The following is a 13,221-nucleotide window of genomic DNA, read 5'->3' as shown; positions in this document are numbered from 1 at the left end:
CCTAGTGGGAGATGCGGTGGCTGCCGGTGCCATCACCCTTGTATTCGTAGTCCACCTCGGGGTCAGCCTCCAGCTCCTCAACAACCTCATTGTGGACCTGCTCGGCCAGGCGCTCATCCTCGACGTGGGAGGCGTCGGTGATCTTTTCTAACTCCCTGGCATCCTTGTGGGTGAACTCCTCATCCGGGTGCTCGCGGGCATAGGTCAGGTCACGCAGCCGCTCCCGGCGATGAGCCTCGCGGGTGATGCGCACCCGCGACTTGATCCACCACGCCACCAGGGCGCCGACCAGCAGGATGCCCAGGTAGCCCAGGATCGGGAAGACGGCGGTGAGCAGCGTCTTAAAGCCCACGAAGCTCACCGCAAATCCGGCCAGGCAGCCGATCAGGTAGACCACGTGGAAGCGGGAGGGATTCGAGGCCGTCAGCCGCCGACCCAGCGCATAGAACATGCCGATGGCCGTGTTGTAGATCATGCCAAAGATGATCCACACCATGATGAAGGACAGCACCGGAGAGATGGAGTTAAACAGCTCCAGGGTGGGCACGTCCGAGCCCTGGACGGTCTCAATGTTGAGATACAGGGCACTAAACTCCATGACCAGCATGATCATGAACACCGCGCCGCCGGCCAGGCCGCCGCGCCAGGCGGACTTCAGATCCGAGTTCGTGCCACCGATGACCAGGCACATGGACACGCCCATGAGCAGGCACAGGCCGTTGTAGTTCAGGGCGGCCAGCCACCAACTGGGAATCGGCGAATCATTCGACTCCGCCAGCTCGTGCAGCGGCTCCAGGTTCTCCGGCAGGTGCAGCAGCGCGTAGATGAACAGGAAGATCACCGCCACGATCACCAGCGGGGTAATCGCACCGATAATGTTGGACACGCGATCAACATCCAAGAATCCGGTGGCCATGACCAGCACGAGCATGATCGCCGAGCCGATCCACGCCTTGAGGCCGAACTGCTGCTCCAGGTTGGACCCCGCCCCCGCGAGCATGACAAAGCCCAGGCAGAACAGGGTGACTATCACGCACCAGTCCATGATCCTAGAGATAATCGGGTGGGACACATTCCGGAAGACGGAGAAGTGTTCTTCCGCCAGAAAATAGCTGCCCAGCTGCAGGATCACCGCTCCGGTCACGGCCATGAGGATGCCGGAGACCACAGCCCCCGCAAATCCCCACGGGCCGAAGGCGATGAAGTACTGAATCACCTCCTGCCCGGTGGCGAATCCGGCGCCGACCATCAGGCCGACGAAAGCCAGAGCAATGGAAATGGTTCTCTTCATCAGTAAGTAACCCGTCCACGTCAATCGGGGCCCACACGGGCCCCGCGATCTTTATGCTGTCAGATCGATACTAACGCAACGGTGGCGACGGGGGCGTCGATAAGCGGACAATGCATGCTGTTATTCGCGCGAGCTGTCTTCCTCGCGCGCGGCCTGCACGCTCTCCGGCATGTCCTCCTCGGTGTAGTCCACCGAATCATCCTCCACCAGGGCGGTGGCTACCTCTTCTTCGATCGTGGCCACGATCTCCTCGGAGTGAATGTTGGACTCCTCGGCGTGCTTCTCCAGCTCCCGGGCATGACTGCGGGTGAACTCCTCATCCGGGTGCTCACGCGCATAGGTCAGCTCCAGGATGCGCTCGCGGCGATCCATCTCCTCGGCGATCGTGCGGCGGTGCTTGATCCACCACCACACCAGCATGGCCACCATGACAATGCCCACGTAGCCAATCGCCGGGTAGACGTACGTCATCAGCGTTTGGAAGCCCAGGAAGCTGATGGCAAAACCGACCAAGCACACACTCAAGAACACCGGGCGATAGCGCTTGGGATTATTTGACGTCAGCCGGCGACCCAAGGCATAAAACATGCCAATGGCGGTGTTATAAATCATGGCGTAAATGATCCACACCATGATGAAGGACAACACCGGCGAAATGGAGTCATACAAGGACAACATGGGCACGGAATCGTCCACCACATCGGCGATATTGAGGTAGAGCACCACCGCCGCCATGATGAGTAGGCAGGTGTAAATAATTCCGCCGATAAGACCGCCGCGCAGCGCCGCGCGCGGGTCAGAGTGATTGCCGCCGATGACCAGGCACATGGACACACCCAGCAGCAGCGCCAGACCGTTGTAGTTCAGCGCGGACAACAGCCAGGGCTTGACCGGAGAGTCCGCCTGCTGGGCGATCTCGGAGAGCTGGGAGGTATCGCTGGGCAGGTGGAACATGGTGTAGAAGAACACGCCCAGCACGGCGATGATGATCAGCGGCGTCAGCGAACTGATGATGTTGGACACCTTGTCCACATCCAGCAGGCCGGTGGCCATGACAATTCCGGTCATGATTGCCGCGCCGACCCACGTGGGCCAGCCGAATTGTTGGGCAAAGTTCGATCCCGCCCCGGCGAGCATGACAAAGCCGATGGCAAACAGCGTCACCGTCACGCTGATATCCAAGAACTTGGACATCACCGGGTGGGAGATATTCCTGAAGACCATGTTGTGTTCATCGGCAAGGAAATAGCTTCCCAGGCCCAGGATCACTCCCCCGGCGATGGCAAAGACTACGCCTGCGATCACCGCACCCCACAGGCCCGGCATGCCAAAGGACACGAAATATTGGATAACTTCCTGGCCGGTGGCAAAACCGGCGCCAACCAACAGCCCCACAAAAGATAGGGCGATGGAGATTGTTCTTCTCACGAGTTCAGCAACTCCTCATCAGGTTCGGCGAAGGATGGACACACAGCCTTCCAACATAACCGCCCGACGCGGAGCGCGGGGCACCCGGGGCTGCCCCGCCGCGCGCAACTAGCTCAGCGGCTAGCTTAGCTTCGCGGCAATGAGCTGGTTGACCTGCTTCGGGTCCGCCTTGCCGCGGGTGGCCTTCATCACCGCGCCCACGATGGCTCCGGTGACCTTGGTGTTGCCGGCCTTGTACTTCTCCACGATGTCCGGGTTGGCGGCCAGCGCCTCGTCCACGGCGGCCTCGATGGCGGCGTCGTCGCGCACGACCTCCAGCCCGCGGGAGGCGACAACCTCGTCGACGTCGCCTTCGCCTGCAAGGACACCGTCGATAGCCGTGCGGGCGAGCTTGGTGGTCAGCTTGCCCTCGCGCACCAGTGCCACCACGCGGGCAACCTGTGCCGGGGTGATGGACAGGGCGTCGAGCTCGGTTCCGGCATCATTGGCCTTACCCATCAGGTAGGACACCCACCAGGCGCGAGCTTCATCCGGCGTGGTGCCGGCCTCCACGGTGGCGATGATGAGGTCCAGGGCACCGGCGTTGACCAGGTCGCGCATCTCCTCATCGGACAGCTTCCAGTCCTTCTGGATGCGCGCGCGGCGCACCCAGGGCAGCTCCGGCAAGGTGGCGCGAATCTCCTCAACCCATTCCCGCGGCGCGATGACGGGCGGCAGGTCCGGATCGTTGAAGTAGCGGTAGTCCTCGGCGGTCTCCTTCGGGCGCCCCTTGGCCGTCGAGCCGTCCGTCTCCTGGTAGTGGCGGGTCTCCTGGACGATCTCCTCGCCGTTTTCCAGGGCGGCGGCCTGGCGTTGCATTTCAAAGCGCACCGCCTGCTCCACGGACTTCAGCGAGTTGATGTTCTTGGTCTCCGTACGCGTACCAAATTCCGTGGTGCCCACCGGCCGCAGTGACAGGTTAGAGTCCACGCGCATGGACCCCTGGTCCATCCGGGCATCCGAGACACCCAGGGCCTTGACCAGCTCGCGCAGGGCGGTGACGTAGGCGCGAGCAACCTCGGGGGCGCGCGCACCGGCCCCCTCGATGGGCTTGGTCACAATCTCGATGAGCGGGATGCCCGCCCGGTTGCAGTCCACCAGCGAGCGCGTGGCCCCCTGGATGCGCCCATCAGCCCCACCGATGTGGGTGAGCTTGCCGGTATCTTCCTCCATGTGGGCGCGCTCAATCTCCACGCGCCACGGAGTGCCATCATCGAGCACCACGTCCAGGTAGCCGTCATGCGCGATCGGCTCATCGTACTGGGAGATCTGGTAATTCTTCGGCTGATCCGGGTAGAAGTAATTCTTCCGTGCAAAGCGCGACGACTCCGCGATCTGGCAGTTCAGCGCCAGCCCAATCTTGATGGCCCACTCCACACCCTTGGCGTTGACCACGGGCAGCGCGCCCGGCAGGCCCAGGGAGACCGGGTCCACGTTGCTATTGGGCTCGGCACCGAAGTGCGCCGAGGAGGTGGAAAACATCTTCGTCTCCGTGGCCAGCTCCACGTGGACTTCTAGGCCCATGACGGGATCGAACTTCTCTAGGACCTCATCAAAATCCATCAGGTCATACATCGCGGCAGTCATGGATAGACAGTCTAGTGCTCCCCGCTTATCGACGCCGCGCGCCCCCGCCACACCCACCACGCCGCGGCAAGCAGGCCCGCAGCAGACAAGCAACCAAGCAGTACCGGATCCTGGCCGCGACCAATCACATCACCGACCAACCAATGCTCACCAACAAACCACTGGGCAAAACCCAGCACCAACGCACACAGCCCACCGACCCACAGCGCCGCCCGGGTCCCCCACAACTCGTCGACTACTAGTACCGGGGCTAACACTGCGAGATAATCGACGGCCGTCTTGATGGGAACCTCACTAAAACGGCTGTAGAACGCAAACTCGACGACCACCACGGCACACGCCGCCATAAAGATCCCAACCAGTACCGCGCGCTGCGGGACCACGCTACGAACCGTCACCGCTTTCTCATACCGAGCATCCCACCTACTACCCAACAACAGAGCAAGCGCCAACGCGGCAATTAATGGCTCCAAGTTGAACAGCGTGGTGGGAAATTCCAGGTTTGGGCCGAACAGACTGTAAATCGGCAGATCAAACAATAGCGGCATCTGTGTAAACACAAAGACGCCTGCGGCCTCTTTCCAACCCCGCAGGGCCAGATACGGGTTCATCAACTCATCACCGCCCGCCCCAACGAGCCGCACGTCAGCAGATCCTCAGCGATCGGCTTCATCACCGCGATCTGCTCCTCCATCGGCTTTCCCTCAGTGTGGGACAGGACCCACTGGGCGCGCGGGGTGTTGCGGCCCACCGAATCAGGCTGTTTGGGGTTTTTGAAAGAAAATGCAGCCCACGTATTTAACATATCAGCCAAAGCAAAATTTTCTGGGAAATGAGGAGATTCCCGACATTGTTTATGTACAATTGTGTCAGTCATCGCCCCCATCATCGAGCGATATAGTGCACCATCGTAATTCCCAAAAGGCTCAACCTCATGGTCAGGATAAATCCCAACCAAACCGTAGGTTCCTTCCTCCAGTACAAGCCCGAGCTTAGCCATCGAATCGACATATTCCTCCCATTTCGGACCTGACGATTCAATCAGGGCCGTCTCCTCAGGCCACCCGCAGTACCTGACGCCCCGAGCGGTTTCCGTACACACAGGTTGCGCGGGAGCAGGCCGTGCAACCATAGGATCAGCTTGAAAAAAGGAAAGAAACGCGGTTCCACTCAAAAATGCCGTAAGTACCGTAACAGCTGTCGACCTACCTGAGTGATTCTTTGCCAGAAACCAACACCCCGCGACTATACCTACCATAGTAACTACCCCGCTCACAACTAGATACATCACACCAGGCTCGTGAGCGATAAGATCCGGGAAGGGGAACTGGTCAATGGCGACAACAGCGTATGGCATACGGAGCCATCCATAATTTCTTGCTGCCATAATACATACAACCGCCGCTATCGCTACAACGGGGGCCAGCCGGCGTCGATGCGGCAAAATAATTCCTACAATTGCCCCGATGACCATAGCCAAAAATACCCATAAGAGGTATTGAGAGTACATCCCCCACCAGGGTTCTCCAGCAGGAGTTTGTCGGGTAAACCGCCATATCACCAGACTTAGACATGCAAAAGTCGCTACAGCTGTGCTCATCAGCGGTGCCCAGAAGAGGCCGATAAGTAGGCGGACTCGAGATATAGCCGTGGCGCTCACGTATCAGATATCAAATCCAGAGATGTCCCAGGCTACTGTTGCCGCAAGAACGGGACACGTAAACTCTAAAATATAGAGAAAACTCTCATGAATACTGGGTAAATATCCTTCCATCCAATCAAGGCGCACACACATCCACGTAAGAAGCCCCACAAGCAGGATGAATATGCCATATCGAGGCATGCGCCTCATCTCTGATCACCCCCACCTGTCAACGCCCGGAATGCCGCATCAATATCACCAAAACGCTCAAGTAGCTCCCCCACACTGCCCTCCGCCGTGATCACCCCACCATCAAGGAACAGCACCCGATCCGCACCTGCAACATCGCCGGAAATGTGCGTCGAGATGACCACACAGGTCCCAGCATCCGCAAACCCTCGCAACAAGTCCAACAAATCAGCCCGGTGATTCGGATCCAACCCCGCCGTCGGCTCATCCAGCCACAACACAGCGGGCTCATTGACCTAACCAGCAGCTATGATTGCACGACGCTGCATACCCCCAAAAGGTCTTTCAGCTTATCCCTACTACGGTCCCCCAGACCCACCGTAGCCAGCGCATCCTTAGCGGCAGCACTGGCTTTCTTCCGGCTTAAGCCCCGAAGCCAGCCCACGGATGAGACAAAATCCTCAAGCCGCTGCGCCGGATCGAACACACTACGCTGCGGCACCCACCCCACTGCGGACACAGATCTCGCACGATCCTGGTTCAGTGCTATAGATCCACCCTGAACCTTTAACTCACCAGCAAGCAAGCCCATCAACGTGCTCTTGCCCGCTCCATTAGCTCCCAGAATCACAGACAACCCGTCCCCAAAAGCACAATTCGCACCTTTGAGGACGGGACGCCCATGCGAATACTGGAAGCTGAGATCTTTAACCTCAACCACAGTTTGCATTGAACGGCCTTCCTAGTGAACCAAAGCAGCCCAATCAGAAGAGCCACCCCAGCCGCATTGGCCAGGGCTTGTCCGGGAACTGCGATGAAGGCCGTGGCGACGGTCACCGGCATGAGTAGGGCACGAGTTTTCATGTGTCCGATCTCTGTGCACGAGCCGTGCCCCCTCGATCCTGACGCCAAGGAGGATTGCGGCTACCCTCACTTTAGGTCCACAGTTTTCCTGTACTCCAGGATAACGATTCGATTGTGATGAATCTGTTATTGATCCGTTACTGTGCAGTGACCTCAGCACGCCTGTCAGCTGACCGACACAGCGCAGCGAGCACCGCCCCGGACAGGTTGTGCCACACCGAGAACACCGCGGCGGGAAGCGCCGATAGCGGCGAAAAGTACTGGGCGGCCAGGCCCGCGGCTAGCCCCGAGTTTTGCATGCCGACCTCGATGGCCATGGTGCGCCGCGCGGCTACCGGTTGACCGGTCACCCGCCCGGCCGCATAGCCCAGGAGGTAACCAGCCACGTTGTGGAGCATCACGGCCACCAGCACCGTGATACCAGCGCTGACAATGGAGGCCTTGGACCCGGCGACCACGATGGCCACAATGGTGGATATCGCCAGGACAGAGATCCACGGCAACGCCCCGAGGATGCGCGCCACGGCGTCCTTGGCCACCACGCGGACAACCAGCCCGGCGACCACGGGCACGAGCACCACCTGAACGATGGAGATGGCCATGGCCGCGGCGTCGAGAGGCATGTAGCGCCCAGCCAGCCACAACGTGAGCAAGGGGGTCAGCAGCGGGGCCAGCAGGGTGGAAATAGACGTCATTGTCACCGAGAGTGCCACGTCACCGCGCGCCAGGTAGGACACCACGTTCGAGCTGGTGCCTCCAGGGGCACAGCCGACCAGGATGACGCCGGCGGCGATCTCAGCAGGCAGGCGCAGCAACCACACCACCGCCATGGCCAGGCTGGGCATGATCACGTATTGGGCCACCACCCCGATGAGCACCGGAAGGGGACGCTTGGCCACCAGCACAAAGTCCACCGGCCGCAGGGTTAGACCCATGCCGAACATGATGACCCCCAACAAGTAGTTGGTGGCCGGCTTGAGGGTGAGGGCGGCGTCGGGAAGCGTGAAGCCCACAATGCCGCCGATGATCACCAGAACGGGAAAGCCCAGCGCCGCAATGTAGGCGCCCCGATTGTCCATGCGGGCGCCTTATCCGAACATCGCTTGCGCGGTGAGGTAACGGTCCATGGGCACGGCCTTGAGGGTGCCCACGGCCTCCTCCAGGGGGATCATCTCAATGTGCTCGCCGTGCAGGGCCACGGTCTTGCCAAACTGGCCCTCGTGGCAGGCCCGCGCCGCGCGCACCCCGTAGCGGGTGGCCAGCACGCGGTCGAAAGCGGTGGGTGTGCCGCCGCGCTGGATGTGGCCCAGCACGGTGGTGCGCACGTCATGGCCCAGGCGGCGGTGGACCTCGTCGGCGATCTGCTGGCCCATGCCGGTGAAGGTCTTGTGGCCGAACTGATCCACCTCGCCTTCGCGCATCTCCATGGTGCCTTCCTTGGGCAGGGCGCCCTCGGCGACGACGATGATGCCGTACTTTTCACCCATCTGGAAGCGGCGCTCCATGGCCTTGCAGATGTCGGCGATGTCGAAGGGCACCTCGGGGATGACGGTGTAGTGGGCGCCGCCGGCCATGCCTGCGTGCAGGGCGATCCAGCCGACGTGGCGGCCCATGACCTCCACGATCATCACGCGGTTGTGGGATTCGGCGGTGGTGTGCAGGCGATCCACGGCGTCGGTGGCCACGGCCACGGCGGTGTCAAAGCCGAAAGTAAAGTCGGTGCCGTTGACGTCATTGTCAATGGTCTTGGGCACGCCGACGACGGGGATGCCGTTATCGGACAGCCACTTCGCGCCCTTGAGCGTGCCCTCACCGCCGATGGGGATCAGGGCATCCACCCCGGCGTCCGCCAGGTTGGCCTTGATCTGGTCCAGCCCGCTTTTGAACTTGTCCGGGTGGAGGCGTCCGGTGCCCAGAATGGTGCCGCCGCGCAGCAGGATCTTGTCAATCTTCTCATCGTCATAGAGCTGGACGCGGCGGTCCTCCATGAGACCCACCCAGCCGTCCTCATAGCCCACGACGGTGGATCCGAATTCAGAGCTGGCGGTGCGGACGATGCCCCGGATGACGGCGTTGAGTCCCGGGCAGTCACCTCCGGAGGTCAATGTGGCAATGCGCATGGCACATAGTTTAGACAATCACGTCTGCCCTACTGTGCCACGGGCGCGCCTCCGCGGAAGAAGCTCACCAGGATCATGCCAATAACCAGCATAAACGCGGGAACAAACATGGTAATTCCCATCGCCGGGCCGACGCTGAACCTCTCCGAGGCCATCTGCATGGTCACACCAATAGCCGCCGCCCCGGTGACCGAACCCAACTGCCGGGTGGTGTTGTACACCCCAGAGGCCGCCCCCATCAGCTCCACCGGAACGTCGCGCATGGCTGTCGCCGAGTTGGGCGCCCACACCAGCGCGGAGCCCACGCCCATAATCACCACGCCGAGGCAAAACTCCACCAGCCCCGCCCCGCGTAGCATGCCTATCCCCAGCACCGTCAGGCCGAGAGCCATGGCACCAAAGCCGCTCACGGATAGCGCCCGCGGCGCGACCTTGTCACTGGCCCGCCCCACAAACGGCGAGAGCACCCCCGAGGCCACGGCCATGGGAACCATGAGCAGCCCGGCCTGCTGGGCATCTAAACCCTTGGCCGTCTGCAGGTAGATCATGATGGGCAGCATCTGGGAGGAGACCGTAAAGCCCATGGTGCTAATCGACGCCGCCCCCAGCGAAAAGTTCCGATGCGCAAACAACTCCAGGGGCACCAGCGCCTCCGTCCCCCGCGCCTGCGCGGTGGCCTGCAGCCACACGAACAGCACAAAAGCGCCCAATCCCACGCCGAAGAGCGCCCAAATCCACCACGCCCAACCAAAATCCTCCCCCTGCTGTAGCCCAAAGGTAAAGGCGAACAGGCCCACCAGGGACACAGCCACGCTGACAGGATCGATGGCGCGGGCGGTGCGCGGCATCTTGGGTACCCACGCGGTAACCAGCGCCAGGCTGAGTAGGCCGAGCGGGACGTTGATAAAGAAGATCCAGTGCCAACCCACGGTAGCCACGATGACCCCGCCGATGACCGGGCCCACCAGGGCGGCCAACCCGGCGACCGCCCCCCACACGCCGAGCGCCGCGCCGCGCGACTCGCGCGGGAAGATGCGGTTGATCACGCTCATGGTCTGCGGGGTGAGAATCGCCGCACCCAGGCCCTGGAGCGCACGCCCGGCGATGAGCATGGCTACGGAGGTGGCGCAGCCGCACACCACCGATGCGACAATGAACACCGCCATGCCGATTCGGTAGATGTTGCGCTGCCCGTAGCGGTCACCGAGCCGGCCCGTAAACAGCAGCGGCACGGCAAAGCACAGCAGGTAGACGCTGGTCACCCACACCACGGCGGTGAGCGAGGCGTCAAAGTCCGCGATGAGGTGCGGGGTGGCCACCGCCACGATGGTCTGGTCGATGAGGATGATAAAAAACCCCACGCACAGCGCCATCAGGGCGCGATAGTTGGCGCTCATTAGGCGCTGTGGCCTTCGGCTTCTTCCAATTCCCGGTTGAAGTCATGCTTGGAGGCTTGCCACTGGTCTTCGATCATGCCCAACCGCCAGTAGCCGGTGATGGACACATCCTTCTTGTCCACGGAGTTTTCTACGAACAGGAAGCGGCGCAGGTCCTTGATCATCTCCGCCACGCCGTGGATAAACCAGGAGGTGTGCGCCTCCGGGATGCCGCCGGCCCGCACGGCGTGAGCCAGCGCCGCCCCCGGGGTCGCCCCATCCCGGTGCACCCACTGCACCGTGACGCCTTCCGGGACGTCCAGTTCGAAGCGCGCCGAGGCGTCAGCGACCTCCAGGTACACCTGCGCGGTGGCACCGGCAGGGAGCTTGTCGACGCCCGCCGCTACCGCAGGTGCGGCCGCCTCATCACCGGCGAGCACAAAGTGCGCATACTCGGCACGCGGCGCCCAGGCCCCACCCGGGCCCGCGAAGGCCAACACATCTCCGGGCTGCGCGCGCTGCGCCCAGGGCCCGGCCAAGCCCTCCTCGCCGTGGGCGACAAAGTCCACGTCAAAGGTACCGGCCTGGGTGTCCCAGCTGCGCAGCGTGTAGGTGCGACGCACCGGCTGCATGTCCGCCGGGCGGGTCTCACGGATCTCCGCCAGCTCGAACGGCCAGGAGTAGTCCGCGCCCTCCGGGATGAAGAGGAACTTGATGTAGTGGTCCGTAAATGGCAGGTCCATGCCCACGATGCCCGGGCAGGAGAAGCTCACCCGAATGAGGTTGGAAGAGATCCAGCGGGTGGCGGTGACCGTGGCGCCGAGGGCGCGGCGCTTGCGCTTGACCATCTCAGGATCGTGGGGCATGACTAGTCCTTTCCGGCGCGCCCTGCTTCAAAGGCGCCGCCGACTCGGTAGAGGCGATCGTCCGCGAATGCGGGCGCCATCAGCTGCAGGCCGACCGGCAACCCGGTGTCCCCCGCAAACCCGGAGGGCACGGACATACCGCACAAGCCTGCCAGGTTTAGCGGCAATGTGCACAGGTCGAAGTTGTACATGGCCAGCGGATCCTCGGCCTTTTCACCCAGCTTGAACGCCGTGGTGGGGGTGGTCGGGGTGGCCAGGACGTCCACCTGCTCGAAGGCGGCGGCGAAGTCTTGGGCGATGAGCGTACGCACGCGCTGGGCCTGCAAATAGTAGGCGTCATAGTAACCCACCGACAGTGCATAGGTGCCCAGGATGATGCGGCGCTTGACCTCCGGGCCAAAGCCGGCGGCACGGCTCAAGGCCATGACCTCCTCAGAGGAATGCGTGCCGTCATCGCCCACGCGCAGGCCGTAGCGCATGCCATCAAAACGCGCCAGGTTGGAAGACACCTCGCAGGGCAGGATGAGGTAGTAGGCGGCCAGGGCGTCATCAAAGTGGGGGCAGTCCACCTCAATGATCTGTGCGCCCTGCTCCTTGAGCTGGTCCAAAGCGCGGTGGTACTGCTCCATCACGCCGGGCTGCCAGCCCTCGCGGTCAAACTGCTTGACCACGCCGACGCGCACGCCGCTCAAATCCCCGGTGGCACCCTGCTTGGCAGCGGCAACCACGGGGGCGACGGGACGGTCCACGGAGGTGGCATCGAAGCGGTCGTGGCCAGCGATGACCTCGTGAAGCAGCGCGGTATCGAGCACCGTGCGCGCGCACGGACCGCCCTGGTCCAGCGATGACGCGCAGGCGATGAGGCCATAGCGCGACACGGTGCCGTAGGTGGGCTTCACACCCACCGTGTTGGTCAGGGCCGCGGGCTGGCGGATCGATCCGCCGGTATCCGTGCCAATACCCAGGGGTGCCTGGCCGGCGGCCAGCGCGGCGGCCGTCCCGCCGCCGGACCCGCCGGCAGTGCGCTCCGGGTCATACGGGTTGTGGGTGGGACCGAAGGCGGAGTTCTCCGTCGACGAGCCCATGGCGAACTCATCCAGGTTGGTCTTGCCCAGGATGGGGATGCCGGCCTGCCGGATGCGCCGCGTCACCGTCGCGTCGTAGGGGCTCATGTAGCCCTCGAGCATCTTGGACGCCGCCGTCGTGGGGGCGTCGGTGGTGGTGAAGATGTCCTTGAGCGCCAGCGGCACACCCGCCAACGGGGAGGCCGGGGTCTCCCCTGCGTCGAGCGCCTGGTCTACCGCGTCAGCAGCCGCCAGGGCCTCGTCCGCGCCGACGTGCAGGAAAGCATGCAGGGTGTCCTCGGTGGCGTCGATACGCTCCAAGTGTGCCTGCGTGACCTCGCGGGAGGTGACCTCGCGGGAGTGGATCTTGGCCGCCAGCTCCGCGGCGGACAGGCTGGTCAGCCCGGAGTCGGGCCGGATAAAAGTAGTCATGATTGGCCTTACTCCCCCAGAATCTGCGGTACGACGAAGCGCTGCTGTTCCACCTCAGGCGCCTGGTCCAGGGCCTGGTCCGCGGTGAGCGTCTTTTCCTCGACGTCCGCGCGCATGGTGGTGGTAATCGAGTGCGGGTGGCTCATCGGCTCCACCCCCTGCGCAGCCACCTGCTGCACCGCAGACACGTTGGCGATGATGCCATCGATCTGGGTGGCGTATTGATCAAGCTCCTCGTCGCTGAGCGCCAACCTAGCCAGGTTGGCCAGGTGGGCTACCTTATCGCGCGAAAAATCAGGCACGTGGGAATTTCCTTCTTCGCA

The 13,221-nt window shown here is 62.6% G+C and carries 13 protein-coding genes; all 13 read right to left on the bottom strand.

Going from position 1 to position 13,221, the window contains the following annotated elements:
• Position 1 precedes the first annotated feature (1 nt).
• The gene (locus tag LH390_RS04950) at positions 2 to 1,291 is read right to left on the bottom strand and encodes a YkvI family membrane protein (protein WP_227282342.1); all 1,290 of its coding nucleotides are present in this window, start codon (positions 1,289 to 1,291) and stop codon (positions 2 to 4) included.
• A gap of 120 nt (positions 1,292 to 1,411) precedes the next feature.
• The gene (locus LH390_RS04945; RefSeq protein WP_227282343.1) at positions 1,412 to 2,719 is read right to left on the bottom strand and encodes a YkvI family membrane protein; all 1,308 of its coding nucleotides are present in this window, start codon (positions 2,717 to 2,719) and stop codon (positions 1,412 to 1,414) included.
• Positions 2,720 to 2,839: 120 nt separating this feature from the next.
• The gene (gene gatB, locus LH390_RS04940) at positions 2,840 to 4,345 is read right to left on the bottom strand and encodes an Asp-tRNA(Asn)/Glu-tRNA(Gln) amidotransferase subunit GatB (protein ID WP_227282344.1); all 1,506 of its coding nucleotides are present in this window, start codon (positions 4,343 to 4,345) and stop codon (positions 2,840 to 2,842) included.
• An 11-nt stretch (positions 4,346 to 4,356) separates the two neighbouring features.
• A complete protein-coding gene (locus LH390_RS04935) occupies positions 4,357 to 4,989 on the bottom strand; it encodes a hypothetical protein (protein WP_227282345.1) in 633 nt (210 codons plus the stop codon).
• Positions 4,956 to 5,345 carry a hypothetical protein gene (locus tag LH390_RS04930; RefSeq protein ID WP_227282346.1) on the bottom strand — a complete coding sequence of 130 codons (390 nt, stop codon included), beginning with the start codon at positions 5,343 to 5,345 and terminating at the stop codon, positions 4,956 to 4,958. Before LH390_RS04930 ends, LH390_RS04935 begins: the two co-directional genes overlap by 34 nt.
• Positions 5,346 to 6,193: 848 nt before the next feature.
• Complete coding sequence (locus tag LH390_RS04925) at positions 6,194 to 6,457, bottom strand: ATP-binding cassette domain-containing protein (protein WP_227282347.1); 264 nt, start codon at positions 6,455 to 6,457, stop codon at positions 6,194 to 6,196.
• A gap of 26 nt (positions 6,458 to 6,483) precedes the next feature.
• Entirely contained in the window at positions 6,484 to 6,906 is a 423-nt protein-coding gene (locus LH390_RS11670; protein WP_227282348.1) for an ATP-binding cassette domain-containing protein, read from the bottom strand.
• Positions 6,907 to 7,177: 271 nt separating this feature from the next.
• The gene (locus LH390_RS04915; protein WP_227282349.1) at positions 7,178 to 8,119 is read right to left on the bottom strand and encodes a bile acid:sodium symporter family protein; all 942 of its coding nucleotides are present in this window, start codon (positions 8,117 to 8,119) and stop codon (positions 7,178 to 7,180) included.
• Between the two features lie 9 nt (positions 8,120 to 8,128).
• Entirely contained in the window at positions 8,129 to 9,160 is a 1,032-nt protein-coding gene (locus LH390_RS04910; RefSeq protein ID WP_227282350.1) for a 6-phosphofructokinase, read from the bottom strand.
• Between the two features lie 29 nt (positions 9,161 to 9,189).
• The gene (locus tag LH390_RS04905) at positions 9,190 to 10,557 is read right to left on the bottom strand and encodes a DHA2 family efflux MFS transporter permease subunit (protein ID WP_227282351.1); all 1,368 of its coding nucleotides are present in this window, start codon (positions 10,555 to 10,557) and stop codon (positions 9,190 to 9,192) included.
• On the bottom strand, positions 10,557 to 11,402 hold the full coding sequence (locus LH390_RS04900; protein WP_227282352.1) for a siderophore-interacting protein: 846 nt from the start codon (positions 11,400 to 11,402) through the stop codon (positions 10,557 to 10,559). Before LH390_RS04900 ends, LH390_RS04905 begins: the two co-directional genes overlap by 1 nt.
• A gap of 2 nt (positions 11,403 to 11,404) precedes the next feature.
• A complete protein-coding gene (gene gatA / locus LH390_RS04895) occupies positions 11,405 to 12,898 on the bottom strand; it encodes an Asp-tRNA(Asn)/Glu-tRNA(Gln) amidotransferase subunit GatA (protein ID WP_227282353.1) in 1,494 nt (497 codons plus the stop codon).
• An 8-nt stretch (positions 12,899 to 12,906) separates the two neighbouring features.
• Positions 12,907 to 13,200 carry an Asp-tRNA(Asn)/Glu-tRNA(Gln) amidotransferase subunit GatC gene (gene gatC / locus LH390_RS04890; protein ID WP_227282354.1) on the bottom strand — a complete coding sequence of 98 codons (294 nt, stop codon included), beginning with the start codon at positions 13,198 to 13,200 and terminating at the stop codon, positions 12,907 to 12,909.
• Positions 13,201 to 13,221 lie beyond the last annotated feature (21 nt).

Origin of the sequence: Corynebacterium uberis, assembly GCF_020616335.1 — a bacterium.
GTDB classification, from domain to species: domain Bacteria; phylum Actinomycetota; class Actinomycetes; order Mycobacteriales; family Mycobacteriaceae; genus Corynebacterium; species Corynebacterium uberis.
Note: the sequence above shows the minus strand (reverse complement) of the source record. Positions and strands in the feature narration are given on the sequence as shown.

Coding starts and splice junctions, on each gene's coding strand:
- LH390_RS04950 (WP_227282342.1), bottom strand. CDS start 1,291: ATGAAGAGAACCATTTCCATTGCTCTGGCTTTCGTCGGCCTGATGGTC.
- gatB (WP_227282344.1), bottom strand. CDS start 4,345: ATGACTGCCGCGATGTATGACCTGATGGATTTTGATGAGGTCCTAGAG.
- LH390_RS04930 (WP_227282346.1), bottom strand. CDS start 5,345: ATGGCTAAGCTCGGGCTTGTACTGGAGGAAGGAACCTACGGTTTGGTT.
- LH390_RS11670 (WP_227282348.1), bottom strand. CDS start 6,906: ATGCAAACTGTGGTTGAGGTTAAAGATCTCAGCTTCCAGTATTCGCAT.
- LH390_RS04915 (WP_227282349.1), bottom strand. CDS start 8,119: ATGGACAATCGGGGCGCCTACATTGCGGCGCTGGGCTTTCCCGTTCTG.
- LH390_RS04910 (WP_227282350.1), bottom strand. CDS start 9,160: ATGCGCATTGCCACATTGACCTCCGGAGGTGACTGCCCGGGACTCAAC.
- LH390_RS04905 (WP_227282351.1), bottom strand. CDS start 10,557: ATGAGCGCCAACTATCGCGCCCTGATGGCGCTGTGCGTGGGGTTTTTT.
- LH390_RS04900 (WP_227282352.1), bottom strand. CDS start 11,402: ATGCCCCACGATCCTGAGATGGTCAAGCGCAAGCGCCGCGCCCTCGGC.
- gatA (WP_227282353.1), bottom strand. CDS start 12,898: ATGACTACTTTTATCCGGCCCGACTCCGGGCTGACCAGCCTGTCCGCC.